Source organism: Pseudomonas sp. PSPC3-2 (assembly GCF_049897085.1).
Taxonomy (GTDB): Bacteria; Pseudomonadota; Gammaproteobacteria; order Pseudomonadales; family Pseudomonadaceae; genus Aquipseudomonas; species Aquipseudomonas paraveronii.
Genome location: NZ_JAFCVO010000010.1, coordinates 247517 through 273149, shown reverse-complemented (window position 1 = coordinate 273149; position 25633 = coordinate 247517). Strand labels below are relative to the sequence as shown.

General features: G+C 62.8%; 9 protein-coding genes. 4 read left to right on the top strand and 5 right to left on the bottom strand.

Features of this window, described 5'->3' with window-relative positions; genetic code table 11:
- Positions 1-9: 9 nt before the first annotated feature.
- The 3 genes from tssC to ACP7CJ_RS18600 all read right to left on the bottom strand — a co-directional run bounded on the left by tssC (position 10) and on the right by ACP7CJ_RS18600 (position 4187).
- Positions 10-1548 (bottom strand): type VI secretion system contractile sheath large subunit, encoded by a 1539-nt coding sequence (tssC, locus tag ACP7CJ_RS18610; RefSeq protein WP_276197746.1) that lies wholly within the window; start codon positions 1546-1548, stop codon positions 10-12.
- Positions 1549-1580: 32 nt separating this feature from the next.
- Positions 1581-2084: a type VI secretion system contractile sheath small subunit gene (tssB, locus tag ACP7CJ_RS18605; protein WP_426101004.1), complete on the bottom strand. Its 504-nt coding sequence runs from the start codon at positions 2082-2084 to the stop codon at positions 1581-1583.
- Between the two features lie 474 nt (positions 2085-2558).
- A complete protein-coding gene (locus tag ACP7CJ_RS18600; RefSeq protein WP_426101002.1) occupies positions 2559-4187 on the bottom strand; it encodes a twin-arginine translocation signal domain-containing protein in 1629 nt (542 codons plus the stop codon).
- Positions 4188-4329: 142 nt separating this feature from the next.
- On the opposite strand from ACP7CJ_RS18600, the gene pvdM reads away from it, so the two are divergent.
- Both pvdM and ACP7CJ_RS18590 read left to right on the top strand, forming a co-directional pair.
- A complete protein-coding gene (gene pvdM, locus ACP7CJ_RS18595; RefSeq protein WP_426101000.1) occupies positions 4330-5679 on the top strand; it encodes a pyoverdine-tailoring dipeptidase-like protein PvdM in 1350 nt (449 codons plus the stop codon).
- Between the two features lie 89 nt (positions 5680-5768).
- The gene (locus tag ACP7CJ_RS18590) at positions 5769-6641 is read left to right on the top strand and encodes a formylglycine-generating enzyme family protein (protein ID WP_426100998.1); all 873 of its coding nucleotides are present in this window, start codon (positions 5769-5771) and stop codon (positions 6639-6641) included.
- A gap of 61 nt (positions 6642-6702) precedes the next feature.
- Here ACP7CJ_RS18590 and ACP7CJ_RS18585 read toward each other — a convergent pair whose 3' ends face one another.
- Positions 6703-7530: a N(5)-hydroxyornithine transformylase PvdF gene (locus ACP7CJ_RS18585; protein ID WP_426100996.1), complete on the bottom strand. Its 828-nt coding sequence runs from the start codon at positions 7528-7530 to the stop codon at positions 6703-6705.
- Between the two features lie 199 nt (positions 7531-7729).
- Here ACP7CJ_RS18585 and ACP7CJ_RS18580 point away from each other — a divergent pair, with 199 nt between their 5' ends.
- Together ACP7CJ_RS18580 and ACP7CJ_RS18575 are read left to right on the top strand one after the other, a co-directional pair.
- Entirely contained in the window at positions 7730-9382 is a 1653-nt protein-coding gene (locus ACP7CJ_RS18580) for a cyclic peptide export ABC transporter (RefSeq protein ID WP_426100994.1), read from the top strand.
- A 111-nt stretch (positions 9383-9493) separates the two neighbouring features.
- Positions 9494-11905 carry a TonB-dependent siderophore receptor gene (locus ACP7CJ_RS18575; RefSeq protein ID WP_426100992.1) on the top strand — a complete coding sequence of 804 codons (2412 nt, stop codon included), beginning with the start codon at positions 9494-9496 and terminating at the stop codon, positions 11903-11905.
- 114 nt (positions 11906-12019) lie between these two features.
- Here the strand turns inward: ACP7CJ_RS18575 and ACP7CJ_RS18570 are convergent, their stop codons facing one another.
- Positions 12020-25633, bottom strand: a complete 13614-nt coding sequence (locus ACP7CJ_RS18570) for a non-ribosomal peptide synthase/polyketide synthase (RefSeq protein WP_426120584.1) — start codon at positions 25631-25633, stop codon at positions 12020-12022.

Here is a 25633-nt window from a genome sequence, read left to right as displayed (position 1 = left end):
ACGACTGAATCAGGCTTTGGCCTTGGGCATCTGCGAAACCAGCGACAAGTTCACGTCCATACCCTCGACCTGAAAGTGCGGCACGGCGTACAACTTGACGCGGAAGAAACCGGGGTTGTCCTCGATGTCTTCCACCGTAACCTTCGCATCCCGCAGCGGGTGTGAGGCCTGCAAGTCATCGCCCGGATCAGTCATCTCGGTGACCAGCCCGCCGATCCACTTGTTCAGTTCCAGCTCGAGCAAACGCCGGTCCTTGGTGGTGCCAATGTTTTCGCGCTGGATCAGCTTCAGATAGTGAGCAATGCGTGAGAGCAGAAAAATGTAAGGCAGGCGCGCGTTGATTCGACTGTTCGCCGTGGCATCGGCCGTGTCGTACAGCGCCGGCTTTTGCGCGGAGTTGGCCGAGAAGAAACACGCATAGTCGCGGTTCTTGTAGTACGAAAGCGGAATGAACCCGAGGTTGGCGAACTCGAACTCACGGGTTTCCGGAATCATCACTTCGGAAGGGATCTTGACCTGATTGCCGGTGCCAAGGTCATACAAATGGATCGGCAGTTCAGTCACCGCACCACCCGATTGCGGCCCACGAATCTGCACGCACCAACCGTTGGTGATGAAGCTCTTGACCATGTTCGCGGCAAAGGCAAACGATGCGTTGGTCCACAGGTACTTGTTGTGATCCGGCCCTTTGACAGTCTCGATGTAATTGAAACTGCGCACGGGAACGGTGTCGGGCCCATAGGGCAAGCGCCCCAGGACACGTGGCATGGTCAGGCCGATGTAACGCGCATCATCACTGTCACGGAATGACTTCCACTTGATGTATTCGGCACGATCAAAGTAGTTGCCGATGTCTTTGATCGCGGCCACCTCCTCCATAGTCTCTTTGCCGAAGAAGGCTGGGCCGACGGCCCCCACAAACGGCATGTGCGCGGCGGCGGCCACTTTGGAAATATTGCGCAGCAGCGCGATGTCCTGAGGCCTACGATCGAATTCATAGTTTGAGATAGCCGCCGCAATCGGCTCGCCACCCGGGGTGTCGTACTCCTGCGTGTAGGTATGCAGGTACAAGCCACTCTGGGCAATTTCTGGCGCGTCCTCGAAGTCTTGTACCAGGTGGTCCTTGCTGACATCCAATAGTTCTATGCGAACGTTCTGACGGAAATCTGTCTGATCAATCAGCGATTTCACACCGCGCCAGGTTGACTCGACGCGCTGGAAGTCAGGATGGTGCATGACTGCATCGAGCTGACGGCCAATCTGCCTGTCCAGCGAAGCGATATGTTCATCCAGCAGGACTTTATCCAATCGCTCGATTTTTTGCGGCGTTTGCTTAAGCAAGTTTAAAAACACACTAACCGCCGCCGTCACCCGTTCATCGACGGACACTTCAGACAGCGCGTCCGAGCTCTGAAAGATATCAATACCTGCCAACTCAGAAACAGGACTTAAATTGATTTTATTAAACAGCGTAGCATAAACACCACTGGCTTCTTCAGACAACACTGTGGCGCCGCGCGTTTGCACGCTGGAATCTTCTAAAGACATGATTTAACTTCCCTTTAAACTACCGCAATGAATTAACGTTCTTCTTCAGGCGCCAAGGCAGCCAACTCAGCGCGCAGTTCGTCACTGAGCGCATCATCCTTGAGGATGCGTTCCAATTCATGGCGGAAGGTCACGTTATCCAGCAGGTTCGATTTGAGATCACGCAACAGGTTGCGCATCGCCAATAAGGCACGCAATTGTGGAATCTGCCGCGCCACCTGTTCGGGCTCGAAGTCCTTCATGCGCCGGAAACTCAGTTCGACAGAGGTGTCGGACGCATCGTCGTCCAAGGTGTTGTTGACCGCGAGCTTCAGACCCGGCGAGAACTCGCCCAGGACGCTGTCAAAGTTGTTTTTATTGATATCGACCTTGCTGCGCTCGGAGAGCGGACGCTGCTCCTTGCCGTTACTGTAGTCACCCATCACCATCAGTTTCAAAGGCAACTCAACCTTTTTGTGCGCACCGCCGGTATGCAGGTCGAGCTTGATATTAACCCGGGCCTTTGGCACTTCATTTTGAAAGCTGCTTAGCGTCATCGCTTCATTCCGTGATTTTTCCAACAGCGCTGATCAGCCATTAGAGAAAAGTAAGACGGGAACTTAATGAAGTTAAATCCCCACTCTGGAACACCAACGTGCTACATGGCACACGGCATCCCCTTGCTCACTAGAATGAAGTATCACTGCGGGAATTTACCACCCCCCGAATCACGGACGGGAACTTTCCATTGCGCATCGGAGATATTTCCCACAAATCACGCAGATTATCTTTATTGCAAAGAATATTTAAGATTTAAACCCCGAGCCGGGATTTAACTGTCAGATATTTCTTAACCCTATAGGCATACAACAAAACAACAGTAGAAATATGGAGTTTTATATAAATCCATTTCGATATTTTCCTACTCACCTAGTACTAAAACATATAAGCAAGCGAACGCTCAGGGACCAGGAGATAAACCACCCCGCCGCCGTTTTACATCATAAACATTGAACCCCAGCAAAAAACGCCTAAACCTCCCGCGCCTTCACCTTCAAATGCCGCGCATACCACGGGCGCTTCGGCACCCGCTTGAACAAGCCTTGCAGCGCTTCGTCTTGCGCAGCAAACGTAATACGCAGGGCGAGCTTCATGGTCTCTGGGTCCATCTCCATCGAACGCCCCCTCTGCAAACCCGGCGTGGTGCTGCAGCCATGGGTGTCCGGGCCCAGCCACGGGTCGCCGACCTCGACCCAACGCCCCGGCGCAAACCATGCCACGCCGTTGACCTCCAGGCGTTTTACCTCGCCCGGATGGAAGCGCTCATGGGCGCGAAACCAGTCTTCGATGCGGTCGTCGATCCAGCCATGGAAGTTCCAGAACACTGGGTTGACGTGGGAGGAAAACGGATCGCCAAGAAAGTCGTTTTCGGGCGCATACCAACGCGCGGCAAAGTCCGCCGGGTCGCGGGCGAAGGGCACGGGCGCGCCGTTGGAGGGGTCGCGAGGCACCGAGGCCCAGCGCATGTGCAGCCAGTCATGCAGGCCCAGTTCCATTTCGGAACCGAGCTGGCCCAGGGTCAGCTTGGCCAGGTAACGCGGGTCGCGGTATTGGGATTCCCATACTTGGAAGTTGCTGTGGTAGGTCTCAGCGGCCTTGATATCGCTGACCCATTGGGTGTAGTCGCCGTCGTCCGGTGCCCGCCAGGTGGGCGGCAGGGCAAAACCGTCGTGGTTATCGAAGTAACGCAGGAAGCCCAGGCGATCACGTTCCAACGCCGGTTGCGGTTCGGGGAACGCCGGCCACGACGGCAAGTCCTGCATCGAGCGTGCGGTGCCGAGCATGTGGCGGTGCATGAAGAAGAAGTCGATGCCCGAGCCGTTGCGATCCTTGAGTTTGCCCCGCGCTTCGCGCTCCTTACCGCGTGGGCCGGGCTGCCAGCCGATGCCGCGCAGGGCCTCGCGCTTGTCCTCGGAGAGCTTGTGCCATTGATCGCGGGTGGCGTGCCACAGTTGGTGGAACAGGCGGTGCTCGGGGGAAATCAACCAGGCCAGCAGCGACGGGTTGAGGCCGATGCGCTGGCGAGCTTCGGGAAACGGCTGTTTGTGCGCGACAAAACGATTATCCGGTTCGGTCAGCGCCAGGGGTCGGGCGAGGTCGAGGATCTGCCCGCTGAGGGTGCCGCTGCCGGCATTGCCGAACACGCCCCAGACTTCATCAACGGTCATGCTGAATTCATAGGCAGGCGCGCCGTCTGCCGCGTCACGGTCGATCAGGCGCCAATAGAGCTCGGTGCCCGCGCCCGTGAGCAAATCACCCAGGACGCGGTAGCGCGGTTCGCCATCGGCGCGCAGGTGTTCGGTCGTGTCGAGATAGCCACGCAGGCCGCGCCCACGCGGCGCGACATCAAGCAGCAACGCCAGGCCCTGCGTGGGCAAGCCCTTGAGGCCGGCGTCGCGGCCTTCCAGGCGCAGGTTCCACACCCCGCGCAGGGTGTTCGCCAAGTGTTGGCCGGCGGTGTCAGCCAGATCCACCGTGGCTTCGCCGGGGGTGATGGGGAATGCTTCACGCGTCCACTCGCGATGGGCATTAAGGGCCGCAGGCACGGCGGCGCCGGTCAGCGCCAGGCCTGCGATGAACCCACGTCGAGAGATCGTCATTGTCTACCTTGGGAAGCGGCTTTATCAGAGCTAGAACGTTTGCCTGTGGGGGAAATTTACCGCGCCGTCGCCGGGGCCTAAATTTCCCCGCTCATCGCTCGTTCCTCCCAGATAGCAAAGGCCTCAACTGACTGAGATGGCAATGACAAAACCACGTTCGAAAAAGGCGCTGTTTATCGGCCTGCCGCTGGCATTGGCCATCGGCGCCGGGGTCGGTTTCCTGGTCTGGGATCACTGGTTCAAGGGCACTGCCGGCTACCGGCTGGCGGTGATCAAGCAGGCCAATGACTTGCAGGACCGCTTGTTGTCGTTCGACAGCCATATCACCGTACCGCTGGATTTCGGCACCGCCGGCAACGAGGCCGACCAGGATCGCGGCGGCCAGTTCGACCTGGCCAAGGCGCGGCGCGGGCGATTGTCCGGGGCGGCGCTGACGATTTTCGGCTGGCCGGAAATCTGGAATGGCCCCAACGCGCCGCACAAGCCCAGCGACGGGTTTGTCGAGGAAGCCCGCCACGAGCAGGAGGTGCGCTACAAAATCATCTCCGGCATGGTGCGTGACTTCCCCAACCAAGTGGGCATCGCCTACACCCCGGATGACTTTCGGCGCCTGCATGGCGAAGGCAAATTCGCGGTCTTTATCAGCATGCTCAACGCCTACCCGCTGGGCACCGACCTGAACCAACTCGACCTGTGGACGGCACGCGGCATGCGCATGTTCGGCTTCAGCTATATCGGCAATAACGCCTGGTCCGACTCATCGCGGCCGCTGCCGTTTTTCAATGACTCCAGCGATGCCCTCGACGGGCTGTCGGACATCGGCCAGCAAGCGGTACACCGCCTCAACGACTTGGGGGTGATCATCGATGTGTCGCAGATGTCGACCAAGGCCCTGGAGCAGGTTGCGCAACTGAGCCGCACGCCGCTGGTGGCGTCCCACTCGGCACCACGCGCCTCGGTGGAGATCCCGCGCAACCTCAGCGACAAAGAGCTGCAACTGATCAAGCGCAGCGGCGGCGTGGTGCAGGTGGTGGGTTTCCGGGCGTATTTGCGCCCGCTGAGCCAAGCGACCCAGGACACGCTCAACACCCTGCGCGCCCGTTTCGATTTGCCACCGTTGCCCAACCTGGCGATGGCCCTGATGCCGGGGGACGCGATCATCGCCGCATGGCCCGAGCAGAAGTTCGGCCAATACGCCCAGGCGCTATACGCCATTCTCGAAGACGAACCCAAGGCCACCCTCAAGGATTGGGGGGATGCCATCGACTATACCGTGCGCAAGATCGGCATCGATCACGTCGGTATTTCGTCGGACTTCAACGACGGCGGCGGCCTTCAGGGCTGGGAGAACGTCGGCGACACCCGCAACGTCACCGCCGAACTGCTCCAGCGCGGTTACTCCGAAGCCGATATCGCCAAGCTGTGGGGCGGCAACTTCCTGCGGGTGTGGGACCAGGTCCAACAAGCCGCCAAACCCATTAATCACCCATGACGTCAGTCCATGACCGATCGCCATACCTTTTATGCCCCTCTGAGCCAGCGGTGGTGACGGCGATTTTTTCCTTTGAACGAGAGGCCCCGATGATTTCATCCCGCTTCAACCGCCTGCCCGCCCTGGCGCTTACCGTCCTCTGCGGCGCCCTGCTGCCCGGCCTGGCCCACGCCGCCACGCCGCAGCCGGGCAACGTGTTCAAGGACTGCAAGGACTGCCCGGAGCTGGTCGTACTGCCGGCCGGCACCTTCACCATGGGCACCCCGGACGACGAAGTCGGCCGCGAGCCCGACGAAGGCCCGCTGCATGCAGTGACCTTCGCCAAGCCCTTCGCCATGAGCCGTTTCCAGATCACCGCCGCCGAATGGGACAGCTACGTGCGCCAGGCCGGGGTCAAGATCGCCGATGGCGACACCCGCCCAGGCCGTGAATGCATCGCCAGCAAACCGCGCTACCCCCAGGGCCCGCGCCAGCCAGCGGTGTGCATGGACATGGACGACATCAAGGCGTATGTCGCCTGGCTGTCGAAGACGACCGGGCAGACCTACCAGATGGTCAGTGAAGCGCAGCGCGAATACGCCGCCCGCGCCGGCTCAAGCGGACCGTTCCCGTTTCCTTTCGATGAGGGCAAGGGTTACAGCATCGCCGAGCATGCCAACACCTATGGGCCAGCGGATGGCTATAGCTATTCCTCGCCAGCCGGCAGCTACCCGCCAAATGCGTTTGGCGTGTATGACATGCACGGCAACGTCTATGAGCGGGTAGCCGACTGTTACCACGAGAATTACCTGGGGGCGCCTGCAGACGGCAGCGCCTGGGTCGAACCGGGCTGCGAGGTCTATCAGATTCGTGGCAACGACTGGGGTGAAGCGCCGGTGTTTTCACGCTCTGGCAACCGCAACAACATCTATCCGCAGACGCGTGGGGACTGGATCGGCTTTCGCGTGGTGCGCGATCTCTAAAACACCGCCCTTTTCAATGTGGGAGGGAGCCAGCCCCCTCCCACCTTTGACCGCGCTTGCTTCAATCCTTCTGCGCCAACAACGCCAGCCCTTCATGCAGCGCCGGGAACAGACTGTTATTGAAGTTGTTCCAGCGCAGTTCGAGGATCGTGTCGTCCGGCGAGATCTCGGTCTTGAGCACGTCGTGGAACACTTCCCCGGAATCGATGCCGTTGTCCACGTAGTGGAATGACGCTCCGGTGAGGTACAGCGGTTCCGATGGCGTGGTTGCCTTGGTGGCCCAGTCCACCACAGTCTGCCCACGCGCTCCGTACAGCGCGTTCCAGGTGGCATAGGCGCCACGGCGCTCGTAAGGCGATTCGAGACGGGTAATGCCCGGATGGATATTCATGATCCGGCGCGCGAACGGCGCACCGGGACGCACCAATTCATCAAGGATCACCAGCAAGCCGTCCAACACCACGATATCGGCCTTCAGTTCCACCAGCGTGTCATGCAGGCGGCGCTCGAAATCCTGTTTGCCGGCGATATGTTCGGCGCTGCCCCGTGGCAGGCGGCGGTAGGTGGACGCCACGCTCAGCAGCAGGTCGTTGACCCGCTGGCCCTGCACCTGCAGGTCGGCCGGGTACAGCCACTGGCGCCCAGGTTGGTAGGCAAAGCCGTAATCGGCGACCAACTGCCGGTCCCGCGGGTTCTGCTCGTCGTCGTCATACACCACGCCGACCAGGTTGTAGGCCTCGCCCAGCGGCGTGTCGTTCAGCGACCCCACCAGAAACTCCAGCACCGACTTCATGTAGCGCGCGTGGTCCTTGTAGGCCACCGCCTGCCCGGCCTTGTCGGCGGCGGCATTTCGCAGGGACCACACATACACCAGATTCTTTTTCGTCATTGTTTCGCTCTCGCTGAAGGGAACGCGCACGGCGTGGTTACGCGTGCGCCTACATCACAAGAACGAACCAGGCCCCGGGCAATTTATCCGCCGCCACTGCCGCCAGGCGCGCCGCGCTAAATACTCGCGCCGACGCTTCGTTTGTCATGGGTAAGGGTTTGTGTGCCCAGCCCCTCTATTCACTCTCCGGGAAGTATTTATGACCGACCCCAAGCGCGGCGCCTTCAACGGTCTGCTCGCATTACTCAGGCCCTTTCGGACCCTCGTGACGGTTTCCGTCGCGCTGGGCATGGCCGGTGGCCTGGCCATCACCTTGTTGCTGGCCACTATCAACAACGCGCTGCACGCCTCCACCGGGATGACCCAAGGCGTGGTGCTGACGTTTGCCGCCCTGTGCCTGCTGGCCCTGACCAGTTCGATTGTGTCGGACATCGGCACCAACTATGTGGGCCAACGCATCATCGCAGCGTTGCGCAAGGAACTCGGCGAGAAAGTGCTGTCGGCGCCCATCGAGCAGATCGAGCGCTACCGCTCCCACCGCCTGATCCCGGTGCTGACCCACGACGTCGACACCATCAGCGATTTTTCCTTCGCCTTCACCCCGCTGGCGATCGCCACCACCGTCACCCTCGGCTGCCTGGGCTACCTGGCGTATCTGTCGGTGCCGATGTTCCTGATGATGATCGTCGCCATCGTCATCGGCTGCAGCGTCCAGTTCATCGCCGGGGCCAAGGGCATCCGTGGCTTCGACGAGGCACGCGACCTGGAAGATGAGTTGCAACGCCACTACTCGGCAATTGCCTCCGGCGCCAAGGAACTGCGCATTCATCGGCCGCGCCGCTACCGCATGAACACCCACCGCATCCAGGAAACCGCCGACCGCATCAGCGATATCCAGGTGCGCTCAGTCAACATCTACATCGTGGCCAAGACCTTCGGCTCGATGCTGTTCTTCGTGGTGATCGGCCTCGCGCTGGCCATGCAGGCCTACAACCCGAACCCCGACCCGGCGGTGATCACCGGGTTCGTGCTGGTGCTGCTGTACATGAAAGGCCCGCTGGAACACGTGGTGGGTTACCTGCCGATCATCGGCAAGGCGCGGATTGCCTTTGCGCGTATCACCGAACTGTCCGAGCGCTTCTCGTCGCCGGAACCGCACCTGTTGATGGACGCTAGCGAAGCGCCGCATGCGCAGGTCCACAGCCTGGAACTGCGCGGCGTGAGCTACAGCCCGCCGCCGGTGGCAGGCAGCGAACCGTTCCACCTGGGGCCGATCAACCTGAGCATCAAGCAAGGCGATATTGTGTTTATCGTCGGCGAAAACGGCTGTGGCAAAACCACCCTGATCAAGTTGCTGCTGGGCCTGTATCAGCCCCATGTCGGGGAGATCCGCCTCAACGGCGAACCCGTCACCGACCTGCTGCGCGATGACTATCGCCAGTTGTTCACCACCGTGTTCGCTGACTATTACCTGTTCGACGACCTCGTCCAGGGCAGCGCAACCCAGTCCCCGGACAGCGCGACCCCGTACCTGGAACGCCTGGAAATCGCGCACAAGGTCAGCGTCAAGGATGGCGTGTTCAGCACCACCGACCTGTCCACCGGCCAACGCAAGCGCCTGGCGCTGGTCAACGCCTGGCTCGAACAGCGCCCGGTGCTGGTGTTCGACGAATGGGCCGCCGACCAGGACCCGGCCTTTCGACGCATCTTCTACACCGAGTTGCTGCCGGACCTCAAACGCCTGGGCAAAACCATCATCGTGATCAGCCACGACGACCGCTATTTCGACATCGCCGACCAGTTGGTGCGCCTGCGCGCGGGCCAGGTCGTAGAGGAAATGGCGCCGGCTTGAAATTTCTTTTCCGGTTTTTCCAATTAGGAACGTCTCACTAGTGGTAATGAGAACCAGCCTCAATAGATACGTATAAACTGCCCACCTAAAAACCTAGAAGAGAAAGCATTCATGTCAGTACGACTCGGTCTGAGCCCCCTGAGCAAAGCGCTATCGATGCGACGGGCCCTGCATTTCAACCTGCTGCCCAGCGCGCTGGCCCTGGCCGTGTCGCTGCCGATTGCCAGCTATGTGCAGGCACAAGAACTCGAGATCGACGTGCCGGCCCAATCCCTGGGCAGTGCCCTGCAGGCATTCGGTCGGCAGGCCAATCTGCAAGTGCTGTACAGCCCAACCGACGTGGAAGGCAAGCGCAGCAATGCGGTCAAAGGCAAGCTCGACCCGGACCGCGCCATCACCACCCTGCTCCAAGGCACCGGCGTCGGCTATGGCCTGCAGGGCAACACCCTGAGCATCAGCCTCCAGGCTTCGACCGGCATAGAACTCGGCGCCACCCAGGTAACCGCCAACCAGTTGGGCACCGTGACCGAAGGCACCGGCTCCTATACCCCAGGCACCATCGCCACCGCCACGCGCCTGGTGCTGACGCCACGGGAAACCCCGCAGTCGATCTCCGTGGTCACGCGCCAAGCCATGGATGACTTCGCCCTCAGCTCGATCGACGACGTGATGCGCCACACCCCCGGCATCACGGTGTCGACCTATGACAGCGAACGTACCAACTACTTCTCGCGTGGCTTCTCCATCAACACCTTCCAGTACGATGGCATTCCGACCCTGCGCGACGCCCAGTACTCCGCCGGCCAGACCCTCACCGACATGGCCATCTATGACCGCATCGAGGTGCTCAAGGGCGCCACCGGCCTGCTCACCGGCGCCGGCGGCGTGGGCGGCACCATCAACCTGATCCGCAAGAAGCCGACGGCCGACTTCAAGGGCAGTATCGAGCTGGGGGCCGGTTCCTGGGACAACTACCGCTCGCAGATCGACGTCAGCGGCCCGCTGACCGACACCGGCAACGTCCGTGGCCGCGTGGTCGCGGCGTACAACGACAAGCAGTCGTTCCTCGACCACTACTCGCGCAAGACCAGCGTGTTCTACGGGATTCTCGAAGCCGACCTGGACGAAGACACCCTGCTGACCGTCGGTGCCGACTACCAAGACAGCGACCCGAAAGGCTCCAGTTGGACCGGCAGCCGCATGATCTTCGATGCCGAGGGTAAAGAGCTGGACTTGCCGCGTTCGTTCAACAACGGCCCGAAATGGGGTTCGTGGGGGCAGTACAGCCGCACGGCATTCGCCACCCTGGAACACACCTTCAGCAATGGCTGGGTCGCCAAAGGTCAATACAACCATCAGGTCAACGGCTACAACGCGCCGCTGGGCGCCCTGTCCCAGGACTCCGGCAACCAAAGCTCGCTGTTTGCGAAAAAACACACCGGCGAAACCACCGCCGACAGCCTGGATGCCTATACCTCCGGACCGTTTGAACTGTTTGGCCGTGAGCATGAACTGGTGGTGGGCCAGTCCCTGTCGATCAGCAAATGGGACGGCAAGAGCTATAACGCCGTCTTCGCGCCCGGCACCAACTCCGCTGACTTCTACAGTTGGGACGGTGACATCCCGGAGCCAGCGTGGGTTCAATACCGCACCATCGACCAGACTTCCCGCCAGACCGGCAGCTACCTCACCAGCCGCTTCAGCCTGACCGACGAAATGCACCTGTTGCTCGGCGCGCGCCTGGCCAACTATGAAGTCACCGGCACCAGCAAATCCAAGGTAAGCGGCAAAGTCGTGCCGTATGCCGGTGTGACCTACGACCTCAACGACAACTTCACCGCCTACGCCAGCTACACCGAGATCTTCCAGCCGCAAACCGACTACCGCGACCGCAACGACAAGATGCTCGAACCCGACGAAGGCACGAACTACGAGATCGGCCTCAAGGGCGAATTCTTCGACGGCCGCCTGAACGCCAGCCTCGCCTATTTCGAAGTCCACGAAGAGAACCGTCCAGAACTCGACACCTCACCCGGCGCCGACCTGATCAACGATTCGCCCTACTACGGCATCAAGTCCAAGACCAAGGGTTACGAAGCGGAAATCTCCGGCGAAATCGCCACTGGCTGGCAACTGCAGGCTGGCTACACCCACAAGGTCGCCCGCGACGACAGCGGCACGAAGGTCTCTACCTGGGAGCCGGAAGACCAGATCAACCTCTACACCACCTACAAACTCACCGGCCCGCTGGACAAATTCACCCTCGGCGGTGGCGCGCGCTGGCAGAGCGAAGGCTGGAAGTCGATCAGAAACTCCGGCCTGGGCCGCTCCGAAGTCCTCACCCAAGACGCGTACTGGTTGGTGGACGTGATGGCGCGCTACCAGATCACCCAGAACCTGTCAGCCACCCTCAACGTCAACAACGTGTTCGACAAGCACTACTACACCAACATCGGTTTCTATGACTCGGCGTACCCTGGCACCCCACGCAACATGATGGTCACCACCCGCTGGAACTTCTGACCCCGCGTTGACACAAAAGCCCCGTATCGCGAGATACGGGACTTTTTCATGGCCGTTCGCCAATCCACTGTGGGGCGCTAAAGCGCCCACAAGGGATCGGCGGCGTGGGTGGAATCACGCCATTTCCGCCACCAGGCTCTTGATGAACTGAGCATTATCGACAATCCGGTGGTGCGTCGTGTCGATGACAATCGAGCGTCGGATACCTGCCTGGCCAATCACCTCACGCATGCCGTTCTCGATCAGCGCCTGGTGCAGGCCAGCTTCGCTGCGCGCCGCCCACCAACATGTAACCGGTGCCTTGATGGCGCGGTAGTCGGTGTCCTGCAAGCGCTGGTCGAGGATCTGTTTGATCGCCCACGAACGCTCGGTTTCACCACCGTCCTGCAGTTCATCCTTGAGCACCCGAAAGCTCTCCCCCAGCGTCGCATCGGCCCAGTCGGACACCTGCTGCCACTGCTGCTCCTCGCTGCATCCAGCCTGTTGCGCCAGTCGCCATTGCGCCTGGATCTGCGCGGCAAATGCCGGGAACATCACTTCGAGCATCTGCGCCCGCCGCTGCACTGCGCTGCTCTCCCACTGAGGCTCAGCGGCAGCCTGATTCCAGAACGCGGCAAACCGCGTCGGCGGTGGCGCGTCGATCCAGCCGACCCACTCCACCGTGCGCCCGGCCTGCTCCAGCCGATAAGCCACTTCCATCGCCAGGTTGCCGCCCAACGACCAGCCCGCCAGGCGGAAGGCGCCCTGCGGCTGAGCGCTCAACAGTTGTTCGGCGTAGTCTTCGACCATCTGCATCCAGGTCGGCACCGCGCCGCCCTCTTCCACCAGCGCCCGGCACATCAGCCCCAGCACCGGCCGTTGCTCGCGCAGCGCCAGCGCAATCGGCTTATAGCAATGCACCGAGCCAAAACTGGGGTGGAACAGATAAAGCGGCGTGCCCTCGGTCTGACTGTTGAGCCGCACGATCAACGAACTTGATCCATCCCCGTCGATACAGCGCGCCTGGCCGGCCACCGTAGGATTGAGCATCAATTGGCTGACCGCCAGCGCGCCGCCACACAGCCGATTGATCCGTTCCTTGAGCACCAGCACCCGCAACGAATGGCCGCCCAATTCGAAGAAGTTGTCGTGCAACCCCACGCGTTCGATGTCCAGCACCTCAGCCCAGATCCCGGCGATCTGCTGTTGCAGCGTGGTCTGCGGCGCGACGAATGTCTGGCCCTGCCCATCAACATCCGGCTTGGGCAAGGCTTTGCGCTCGAGTTTGCCGTTGGGGCTCAGCGGCATCTGCGCCAGCACCACCCATTGCGCCGGCACCATGTAGTCCGGCAGGTGGCGGGCCAAATGGGCGCTGACGTCGGCGCGCCAGTCGGCGTGGCCGTCGTGAAGCACCACATAACCAACCAAATGCTGCCCCTCCACCACCAGCACGGTGGCTTCGCGCACCCGTGGGTGCTCCAGCAAGCGTGCTTCGATTTCACCGAGTTCGATGCGCAAGCCGCGTAATTTGACCTGATGATCGAGGCGCCCGAGGTATTCGATCACCCCATCGGCGCGCTGCCGTACCCGGTCACCGCTGCGGTACAAACGTGCGCCGTGGTGGAACGGGCATGGCACGAAGCGCTCGGCGGTCAGGCCCGGACGACGATGGTAGCTGCGCGCCAGGCCTTCGCCGCCCAGGTACAGCTCACCCGCCACGCCCGCAGGCACCGGCAGCAGGTGGGCATCCAGCACATGGGTGCGCAGGTTGGCGATAGGTTCGCCGATCGGCACCGTGTCGCGGCCTTCATCGACACAGGTCCAGTGGGTCACGTCGATGGCGGCTTCCGTCGGGCCGTACAGGTTGTACAGGGCGGCTGCGGGCAGTTTGGCAAAGACCTGTTGCTGGGCATCCACTGGCAAGGCTTCGCCGCTGCACACGATGCGCCGCAGGCTGTGGCACGTGGCGACGCCGGGGTCTTGCAGGAACGCTTGCAACATCGACGGCACAAAGTGCAGCGTGGTGACCTGTTCGGCGTTGATCAGGCGGACCAGCGCGGCCGGATCGCGATGCTCGCCAGGCGCCGCCACCACCAATCGAGCGCCGGTCATCAGCGGCCAGAAGAACTCCCACACCGATACATCAAAGCTGAACGGGGTTTTCTGCAGCACGCCGTCGCGCGCCTCCAGCCGATAGGCGTCCTGCATCCAGCACAGGCGGTTGGTCAAGGCCGAATGGCGATTGCCTGCGCCCTTGGGCTGCCCGGTGGAGCCTGAGGTATAGATCACGTAGGCCAGGTTTTCAGGGTCCAGGACAATCCCCGGATTGCCTTCGCCATAGCCTTCGAACCAGGACTCGCCCACCACCAGGCTTGGCAACCCGGGCGGAATCGGCAGGTGCTCCAGCCGCCGCGCCTGGGTCAGCAACAACGCCACACCGCTGTCTTCGAGCATGTAGGCCAGGCGCTCGCGCGGGTAGTCGGGGTCCAGCGGCACATAGGCGCCCCCGGCCTTGAGCACCGCCAACAGGCTGACCACCATTTCCACGGAGCGCTCCAACGCGACACCGACCAATACATCCGGGCCCACGCCGGCCTCGATCAAACGATGGGCCAAACGGTTGGCGCGGCGGTTCAGCTCGGCGTAGCTCAGGCGTTCCTGGCCGAACACCAGTGCCGGCGCATCCGGGGTGCGTGCGACCTGCTCTTCCATCAATTGGTGGACACCGCGATGCAGCGGATAAGCCTGTGCAGTGGCGTTCCAATCATGGACCAACGCCTGCTGCTCGGTTTCCTGCAGCAACGGCAACTGCCCGATGCGTTGTTGCGCATCGCGGGCCATGCCTTCCAACAGGTTCAACCAGTGACGCGCCATGCGCGCCGGGGTGCTCGCTTCGAACAGGTCGGTGGCATAAATCAGCGACGCAAACAGCCCATCACCGGTCTCCTGGGTGCTGAGGCTCAGGTCGAACTGGGCCGTGCGGGTCTGCCATTCCAGGCCACTGACGTGCAGGCCCGGCAACTGCCAGGGTTGATCGGCATCCTCGGTCTGGTGATTGAACATCACCTGGAACAGCGGGTTGAAACTCAGGTTGCGCTCGGGGTGCAGCGCTTCGACCAATTGTTCGAACGGCAAGTCCTGGTGCGACTGGGCTTCCAGCGCACGCTGTTTGACCTGTTGCAGCAGTTGGGCCACGGTCAGGTGCCCGTCGATATCGGCCTTGAGTACCTGGGTGTTGACGAAGAAGCCGATCAGGCGCTCGGTCTCGACCCGGTTACGGTTGGCAATCGGCACGCCGACACGGATATCCGCCTGGCCGCTGTAGCGGTGCAGCAAGGTCTGGAACGAGGCCAGCAGCAGCATGAACAGCGTCACTTCCTGCTGCCGGGCCAACTCACGCAGTGCAGCCAGCAGCGGCGACGGCACATGGATATCCAGGCTCGCACCGCGATGGCTTTGTTGGGTCGGCCGCGCATGGTCCAACGGCAGTTCAAGCACCGGTTGCTCACCGCCCAAGCGCTCGCGCCAGTAGTTCAGTTGGCGTTGTTTTTCCCCGGCATCCATCCAGGCGCGCTGCCAGTGCGCGTAATCGGCGTATTGCAGCGCCATCGCCGGCAGTTGCACGTCCTGGCCCTGGCTGTACGCCGCATACCGTTGCACCAGCTCATCGACCATCACCTGCATCGACGCACCATCGGAGACGATATGGTGCTGCACCAGCACCAGCACATGGTCGTCCTCGGCCAGGCGCAACAGGCTCACGCGCAGCAGCGGGCCCTGTTGCAGGTCGAACGGCTGGGCGATCTGCGCCTCGACCTGCGCGAGCAAGCCGGCTTCGTCACACTCAAGTCGCAGGATGTCGACGGCGGCCTGCGCGGCAATCACCTGCACCGCGCCTTCGCCGTCCTGCCGGACATGGGTGCGCAGGCTTTCATGACGGGCGACCAGGCTGTCGAAACTGCGCTGCAGGGCGACGCGGTCCAGTGGGCCTTTGAGACGCAGCGCGCCAGGAATGTGATAGGCGGCGCTGTCCGGGTCTAACTGCCACAGAAACCATTGGCGCTCCTGGGCATAGGACAGCGGCAACGGCTGCTCGCGATCCACCGCGCGCATCGGCGGCGCCAGCGGCTGCGCAGGGGTCGCCTGCGCCAGCACGCTGGCCACAAAACCTTGCAGGCGTGGCTGTTCAAACAGGCTGCGCAGCGGCACTTCGCGCCCCAGTAGATGGCGCAGGCGTGAGATCACCTGCATCGCCAGCAGCGAGTGCCCGCCCATCTCGAAGAAGTGGTCGGTCAGCCCGACGCGCTCGGCGCCGAGGATGTCGGCCCAGACGGCGGCGATTTGCTGCTCAAGCTCGGTGACCGGCGCGACCCAGGTTTGCTGTGTCAGGCTGGCATCTGGTTTGGGCAGCGCCTGGCGGTCCAGTTTGCCGTTGGGGTTGAGCGGCATGCGTTCGAGGAAGATCAGGTGCGCGGGCACCATGTAGTCCGGCAGTTGCTCGCGCAGCGCGGTTTTCAGAGTGTCAGCATCTTGCTCGGCAGAAACCAGATAGGCGATCAGTTGATTATCAGCGGCGAGCACCAGGGCTTCACGCACGCCATCCTGGGCCAACAACAGCGCTTCGATCTCCCCCAATTCGATACGGAACCCACGGATTTTCACCTGATGGTCGACCCGGCCGACGTACTCGATTACACCGTCGGCACGGTAACGCGCCAGGTCGCCCGTGCGGTACAGCCGCTCGCCGCTGGCACCGAACGGGTCCGGCACGAAGCGCTCGGCGCTCAGCAACGCCCGGTTCAGATAAGCGCGAGCCAGGCCGCATTGGCTGCCAATATACAACTCGCCCACCGCACCGAAGGGTGCGAGGTTCAGGTCGCGGTCGAGCACGTACAGCGCACGCCCCGGCAGCGAGCGGCCAATCGGGCTGGCGGTGGCGCCGATGGTCTCGTTGCCCGAGGTGCAATCCAACACGCTCGACACCACCGTGGCCTCGGTCGGGCCGTAGGTGTTGAGCAGCCGCACATGACCGAGGCCGGCTTTCAACCATTGCGCCGGGCCGTCCAGCGGCATGGCTTCGCCGCCGATATGCACCTGGCGCAACGCCCCGTAACTGCGCGGCCCCGCCGCCAGGCAATCGAGCAGGAACAGGTGCCAGTAGGCGGTCGGCAAGTCGGCCAGGGTGATGCGTTGGCGGATGATTTCGGCGTACAGGCGGCCGCTGTCCCACAATTCGGCACCGCGCAGGACGACCGTGGCGCCGTGGGTCAAGGCCGGGTAAAGCTGCTCGACGAAGCCGTCGAAGTTCAGGGTGGCGAATTGCAGGACGCGGTCTTCGGCGGTCAGTTGCGAATAGCTGGCGGCGATGCTGGAAAACTCGGTCAGCGCCGCGTGGTTGATCGCCACGCCTTTGGGTTTGCCGGTGGAGCCTGAGGTGTAGATCACATAGGCGAGGTTAAGCGGATCGACCGCCACCTGTGGGTTATGCCGGGCGCACTGCGCCAACGGGCCCGCCACAGAATCAATCGCCAGGCTTTGCACGCCTTCGGGCAACGGCATAGGCACATGGGATTGGCTCAACACCAGGCGTACACCACTGTCCTCAAGCATATGCAGCAGGCGTTCGCGCGGGTATTGCGGGTCCAGCGGCACATAGGCGCCACCGGCCTTGAGGATCGCCAACAGGCTGACCACCATGGCGAATGAGCGCTCCACCGCGACGCCGACCAAGACCTCCGGGCCCACGCCCAGGCCGATCAGGTAATGGGCCAATTGGTTGGCCTGGCGATTCAATTCGGTATAGGTCAACGCCTGCTCGTCGAGGCGCAGCGCAATCGCCTCGGGACGTCGCTGCGCCTGAGCTTCAAACAGCCCATGCACGCCGAGCGGGTGTTCGAAGGCGGCGGCACCAGCGTTCCATTGTTGCAACAGGCACGCCTGCTCGGTGCCGGTCAGCAACGGCAACTCGCACAGGCGCTGCTGGGCATCGACGGCCACGGCCTGCAGCAGGTGACGCCAGTGCTGCGCCAGGCGCTCGATGGTCGCTTCGCTGAACAGATCGGTTGCGTAGGTCAGCGTCGCCCACAGGCCATCGGCCGAGGCCTGGGTGTCCAGGCTCAAGTCAAAATGTGCGGGATGGCTGTCGGACTCCAACCCTTCCAGTCGCAGGCCAGGCAGTTGTTCGCCACGCTGTACGCGAGCGTCGGATTGATGGTTGAACATCACCTGGAACAGCGGGTTATGGCTCAGGCTGCGCTCGGGCTGCAAGGCTTCCACCAGTTGCTCGAACGGCAAATCCTGGTGCGCCTGGGCTTCCAGGGCGCGGTGCCTGGTCTGTTGCAGCAAATGGGCAAACGTCATCTGCCCGTCGATATCGGCCTTGAGCACCTGGGTGTTGACGAAAAAGCCGATCAAGCGCTCGGTCTCGACCCGGTTGCGGTTGGCAATCGGCACGCCGACGCGGATATCCGCCTGGCCGCTGTAGCGATGCAACAAGGTCTGGAACGCGGCCAGCAACAGCATGAACAGAGTCACGCCTTCGCGTTGCGCCAAGGCCTTGAGCCCGGCGACCACCGCCGCCTCAAGGGCGACCTCCAGACGCGCGCCCCGGTAGCTCTGCACCGCCGGGCGCGGGTGATCCAGCGGCAGTTCCAGCACGGGCTGCTCGGCGCCCAGCAACTCGCACCAATAGCGCAGCTGGCGTTGCTTTTCACCCGCCTCCATCCAGTCGCGCTGCCACAGGGCGTAGTCGGCGTACTGGATCGGCAACGGCGCCAGTTGGCATTCATTGCCCTGGCTATAGGCGGCATAGAGCTGCATCAGCTCTTGCACCATGACGCCCATCGACCAGCCGTCCGAGACGATATGGTGCTGCACCAGCACCAGCACATGCTCCTGTTCGCTCAGTTGCAACAACGTGACGCGCAGCAGCGGGCCCTGGCGCAAATCGAACGGCCGGGCGATTTCTGCTTCGACCCGCGCGTGTACCTGAGCGGCGTCCGCGCTGTCGAGCACACAGGTGTCGATGGGCAGCGCGGCCGGCGCCAGCACCTGCTGCAAGGTGCGATCAGCGTCGCTGACAAACACCGTGCGCAAGGTTTCATGGCGCGCCAGCAGGCTATCGAAGCTGCGCTGCAAGGCGTCGCGGTCCAGGTGGCCGCTCAGGCGCAAGGCGTTGGGCACGTGATAGGCCGCGCTGTGCGGCTCCAGTTGCCAGAGGAACCACTGGCGCTCCTGGGCGTAGGACAGCGCCGACGGTTGATCGCGCTCGACCGCCACCAGCGGCGGCGCCAGGGGCACATCACTGACATCCAGCGCTTGCACCGCCAGGACAAAGCCTTCGAGCTGTGGCTGTTCGAACAACACGCGCAGGGCGACGTCGCGGTCCAGCAGTTGGCACACGCGTGAGATCACCTGCATGGCCAGCAGGGAATGCCCGCCGAGTTCAAAGAAATGATCGCTCAGGCCAATGCGCTCGACCCCCAGCACATCGGCCCAGATCGCGGCCACTTGCTGTTGCAAAGGGCTGACCGGCGCGACCCACACGCCTTGCAGCATTTCCGGCGCGGGCAAACCCTTGCGGTCGAGCTTGCCGTTGGGGGTCAGTGGCATCTGCGCCAGGCACATGAAGTGCGCCGGCACCATGTAATCCGGCAGGCCGGTTTTCAGGGCACGCCGCAAGGTTTCGCGGAACGCCACCTGCGCCGGGCCGGCCTCGGCCAGCGCCGGATCGGCGGGCACCACGTAGGCCACCAGTTGTTTGCCAGTGGGTCCGTCCTGGGCCACCACCACGGTTTCGCCGACGCTGTCCTGTTCGCGCAGCCGCGCTTCGATTTCGCCCAGTTCGATGCGAAAGCCACGGATTTTCACTTGATGGTCGACGCGGCCGAGGTAGTCGACCACGCCATCCGCACGGCCACGGGTCAGGTCGCCGCTGCGGTAGACGCGGCTGCCGGCTTTGCCGAACGGGTCCGGCACAAAGCGCTCAGCCGTTAACGCAGGACGGTCGAGATAACCACGGGCCACGCCCTCGCCGCCCAGGTACAGCTCGCCGGCCACGCCGATCGGTTGCAGGTTGAGTTGCGCGTCCAATACGTAGCCGCTGCGGTTGCCCAGCAGTGTGCCGATGGGCGCGTAGACGGCGCCGCACGGGTCGCCTCGGCGGGCCTTCCACAGCAGTGGCGTGACCACGGTTTCGGTCGGGCCATAGCCGTTGAACAAGTACGTCGGTTTCAGCGCACGCCAGGCCAGGTCGTAGCTGGCCTGCGCCACCGCATCACCGCCGAAACAGTACACACGCACGGCCGGTGGATTGCCGTCGCGCTCGGCATGTTCGGCCAGTTGTTGCAGGTACACCGGCGGGAACACTGCCATCGTCACGTTATGGCGATGCATCTGTGCGTAGGTGTGCTCCGGCAGCCACAGGCTGTCGTCGCGGATCAGCACGCTGGCGCCGTTGATCAACGGGTGCATCCAGCCTTCGTGGGAACCGTCGAAGGCGAACGACATGAAGTGCAATTCGCAATCGGCCGGCGTGGTTTCGTAGCGTTCGCCGGTGGCGATGATGTGCGCCACCAACGGGCCGTGGGCGACGGCCACGCCTTTGGGTAGGCCGGTGGAGCCAGAGGTGTAGATCACGTAGGCGAGGTTGTCGCCGTGCAGCGTGACCTCGGGGGCTGAATCACTGTAATCGGCCCATACTTCAGTGCGGTCGATTGCCAAGGTGTCCAGGCCTTCAGCCAGCGGCAGTTGCTGCATGACTCGAGTGTGCGTCAACAACAACTTCGCACGGCTATCCTGCATCATGTAGAGCAGGCGATCACGCGGGTATTCGACATCCAGCGGCACATACACGCCACCCGCTTTGAGCACGGCAAGGAACGCCACCAAGCTCTCGGCACTGCGCGGCAGGGCAATCGCCACGCGCACTTCCGGACCAATGCCACGGGCGATCAGGGCATGGGCCAGGCGGTTGGCCTGGCGATCCAGCTCGCCATAGGTCAAGTGCTGCGCATCGAACTTCACCGCCACCGCACCGGGGGTTTCCCGTGCACGGTCGGCGACCAATTCGTGTACCAGACGCTGGGCCGAGAAGCCCGAATCGGTGCGATCCCACAGCTGCAAAATGTGCTGCTGCTCATCGCTGTCCAACAGGTTCAACTGGCCGATGCTTTGTTGCTGATCAGCAACCATCGCCTGCAACAGGTTCTGCCAGTGTCGCGCCATGCGTTCGATGGTGGAGGCGTCAAACAGGTCGGTGCTGTACCCCAGGGAAGCCCAGAGACCGTCACGACTATCGTGGGTGTCCAGATCCAGGTCGAAGTGCGCGGTCCGGCGCTCCCAGGCCAGGTTTTCGATACGCAGTTGCGAGAGTGCCGGTGCGGCGACGTTGGGGGCATCAGTCTGGTAGTTGAACATCACCTGGAACAGCGGATTGAGGCTCAGGCTGCGCTCCGGCTGCAGGGCTTCGACCAACTGTTCGAACGGCAGGTCCTGGTGCGCCTGGGCTTCCAACGCACGCTGTTTGACCTGGGCCAACAGTTGCTGGACGGTGGTATGCCCGTCGATCTCGGCCTTGAGCACCTGGGTGTTGACGAAGAAGCCGATCAGGCGTTCCGTCTCGACCCGGTTACGGTTGGCAATCGGCACGCCGACGCGGATGTCCTGCTGGCCGCTGTAACGGTGCAACAGGGTCTGGAACGAGGCCAACAGCAACATGAACATCGTCACGCCCTGGGCCTGGGCCAGAGCTTTTAGAGCGGCCGTCAGCGGCGCTGGCAACGGCACGTCCAAACGCGCACCGCGATGGCTCTGCTGGGCCGGTCGCGGGTGATCGAACGGCAGCTCCAATACCGGCTGTTCCCCGCCCAACAGGTCGCGCCAGTAAGCCAACTGCCGGTGTTTTTCGCCGGCTTCCATCCAGTCGCGTTGCCACAGCGCATAGTCGGCGTACTGGATCGACATGGCCGGCAGTTGCACGGTGCGACCCTGGGTGTAACCGGTATACAGCTGCACCAGTTCATCGACCATCACCTGCATCGAGCCGCCGTCGGAGACGATATGGTGCTGCACCAGCACCAGCACATGTTCTTCTGCCGCGAGGCGCAGCAGACTCACGCGCAACAACGGGCCCTGTTGCAGATTGAACGGGCACGCGATGTCGGCAGCAACCCGCGCCTGCAGATCGGCCTCATCGATCTCGGCAAACATCATCGGCAACGGGGCCGGCGCTCGAATGACTTGCACGGCGCCCTCGCCTGCCGGCTGCACATGGGTGCGCAGGCTTTCATGGCGCGCCACCAGGCTGTCGAAACTGCGCTGCAAGGCGTCGCGGTCCAGCGGGCCGTTGAGACGCAAGGCGCTGGGGATATGGTAAGCAGCGCTGTCGGGGTCCAACTGCCAGAGGAACCATTGGCGCTCCTGGGCGTAAGACAGCAGCAACGGTTGAAGACGGCTGAGCGCGACCAGCGGCGGAGCCTGCTCAAGGGGTTGCGCCTCCAGCGCTTGCAAAGCGGCGGCGAAAGCGTCGAGGCGTGGCTGTTCAAACACCAGCTTCAACGGCACTTCACGCGCCAGGGTGTGACGCAGGCGCGAGACCACCTGCATCGCCAGCAGCGAGTGCCCGCCCATCGCGAAGAAATGGTCGGTCAGCCCGACGCGCTCGGCGCCGAGGATGTCGGCCCAGACGGCGGCGATTTGCTGCTCAAGCTCGGTGACTGGCGCGATCCACGCCTGCTGCGTCAGGCTGGCATCCGGTTTGGGCAGCGCCTGGCGGTCCAGTTTGCCGTTGGGGTTGAGCGGCATGCGTTCGAGGAAGATCAGGTGCGCGGGCACCATGTAGTCCGGCAGTTGCTCGCGCAGCGCGGTTTTCAGAGTTTCAGCATCTTGCTCGGCAGAAACCAGGTAGGCGATCAGTTGATTATCAGCGGCGAGCACCAGGGCTTCACGCACGCCGTCCTGGGCCAGCAACAGCGCTTCGATCTCCCCCAGTTCGATACGGAACCCACGGATTTTCACCTGATGGTCGACCCGGCCGACGTACTCGATTACACCGTCGGCGCGGTAACGTGCCAGGTCGCCCGTGCGGTACAGCCGCTCGCCGCTGGCACCGAACGGGTCCGGCACGAAGCGCTCGGCGCTCAGCAACGGCCGGTTCAGATAAGCGCGGGCCAGGCCACATTGACTGCCGATATACAACTCACCCACCGCACCGAAGGGTGCGAGGTTCAGGTCGCGGTCGAGCACGTACAGCGCACGCCCCGGCAGCGAGCGGCCAATCGGGCTGGCAGTAGCGCCGATGGTCTCGTTGCCCGAGGTGCAATCCAACACGCTCGATACCACCGTGGCCTCGGTCGGGCCGTAGGTGTTGAGCAGCCGCACATGACCGAGGCCGGCTTTCAACCATTGCGCCGGGCCGTCCAACGGCATGGCTTCGCCGCCGATATGCACCTGGCGCAACGCCCCATAACTGCGCGGCCCCGCCGCCAGGCAATCGAGCAGGAACAGGTGCCAGTAGGCGGTCGGCAAATCGGCCAGGGTGATGCGTTGGCGGATGATTTCGGCGTACAGGCGGCCGCTGTCCCACAATTCGGCACCGCGCAGGACGACCGTGGCGCCGTGGGTCAAGGCCGGGTAAAGCTGCTCGACGAAGCCGTCGAAGTTCAGGGTGGCGAATTGCAGGACGCGGTCTTCGGCGGTCAGTTGCGAATAGCTGGCGGCGATGCTGGAAAACTCGGTCAGCGCCGCGTGATTGATCGCCACGCCTTTGGGTTTGCCGGTGGAACCGGAGGTGTAGATCACATAGGCGAGGTTAAGCGGATCGACCGCCACCTGTGGGTTGTGCTGGGCGCTACCCCGCAACGCTTGATCGGCGCGGTCGATGTCCAGCCGCATGACATCGGCGGGCAACGGCAATGGCTGCGGCGATTGGCACAGCACCAGGCGCACGTGACTGTCTTCGAGCATATGCAGCAAGCGCTCGCGCGGGTATTGCGGGTCCAGCGGCACATACGCGCCACCGGCCTTGAGGATCGCCAACAGGCTAACGACCATGGCGAACGAGCGCTGCACCGCGACGCCGACCATCACTTCCGGCCCGACACCCTGGCCGATCAGGTAATGGGCCAACTGGTTGGCCTGGCGATTCAACTCAGCGTAGGTCAGCACCTGCTCGTCAAGGCACAGCGCAATGGCGTCCGGCCGTTGTTGCGCTTGCGCTTCGAACAGAGCGTGAACCCCGCTCGGGCTGCCGAAGGCGGCGGCGCCGTCGTTCCACTCGCTGAGCAAATGGCCCTGCTCATCTGCGGCCAGCATCGCCAGTTGCGCAATACCCGTGGCGGCGCCACTGACCACGCTGCGCAGCACGGTGTGCCAATGCTGCGCCATGCGCTCAACGGTGGCAGCTTCGAACAGGTCGGTGGCGTAGGTCCACGAGGCCCATAGCCCTTGCGGGCTTTCCTCGGTATCCAGGCTCAAGTCGAACTGCGCAGTCTGGCCTTGCCACTCCAGCGTTTCCACGTCCAGGCCGGGCAATTGCTGCTCGCCATGGGGCGTGAGCGCTTGCGCCTGATGATTGAACATCACTTGGAACAACGGGTTGTGACTCAGGCTGCGTTCCGGCTGCAGCGCCTCCACCAACTGTTCGAACGGCAGGTCCTGGTGACTCTGGGCTTGCAGGGTGCGCTGTTTGACCTGGGCCAGCAGTTGGCTGAAGGTCATCTGGCCGTCAATGTCAGCCTTGAGTACCTGGGTATTGACGAAAAAACCGATCAGGCGTTCGGTCTCGGCGCGGTTGCGGTTGGCGACCGGTACACCGACGCGGATATCCGCCTGGCCGCTATAGCGATACAACAGGGTCTGGAACGCGGCCAGCAGCAACATGAACAGGGTCACGCCTTCACGTTGCGCCAAGGCTTTAAGGCCAGCGACCAACGCCGGTTCCAACAGCCCACCCTGGCGCGCGCCACGGTAGGTTTGCCGGGCCGGGCGCGGGTGGTCCAAGGGCAACTCCAGCACCGGCTGAGCGCCGCCGAGGTGTTCGCGCCAATAGCCAAGCTGGCGCTCCTTCTCCCCGGCTTCCATCCATCTGCGCTGCCACAGGGCGTAGTCGGCGTACTGGATCGGCAACGGCACCAGTTGGCATTCATTGCCCTGGCTATAGGCGGCATATAGCTGCATCAGCTCTTGTACCATGACGCCCATCGACCAGCCGTCCGAGACGATATGGTGCTGCACCAGCACCAACACATGCTCGTCTTCGCTCAGGTTCAGCAGGCATACCCGCAACAAGGCGCCGTGCTGCAAATCGAACGGCTGGGCGATTTCCGCCTGTATGCGCGCCTGCACCTGTTCTTGCGTCACCGCGCTTTCGGTCATGTCGATCGAGGCGTGGGCCAGCACCACCTGCGAGCGGTTTTCGCCCTCCAGGTGCAGGCGTGTGCGCAGGCTTTCGTGGCGGGCCAGCAGGCTGTCAAAGCTGCGCTGCAACGCGCTTTTGTCCAGGCGCCCACGCAGGCGTAAGGCGCTCGGGATGTGGTAGGCGGCACTGTCCGGCTCCAGTTGCCAGAGGAACCATTGGCGCTCCTGGGCGTAAGACAGCGGCAGGCTCTCGCCGTCCTGGCGCGCCGGGGCAATCGGCAATTGGCCGAAGCTCATGCCCCGGCTTTGCAGGCGTTGGTAAAACTGCTGGCGTTGTTCCAGAGGCAGGCGAAGAAAGCGCGACACCAGGTCGATATTGGGGTTGGAAAGCAT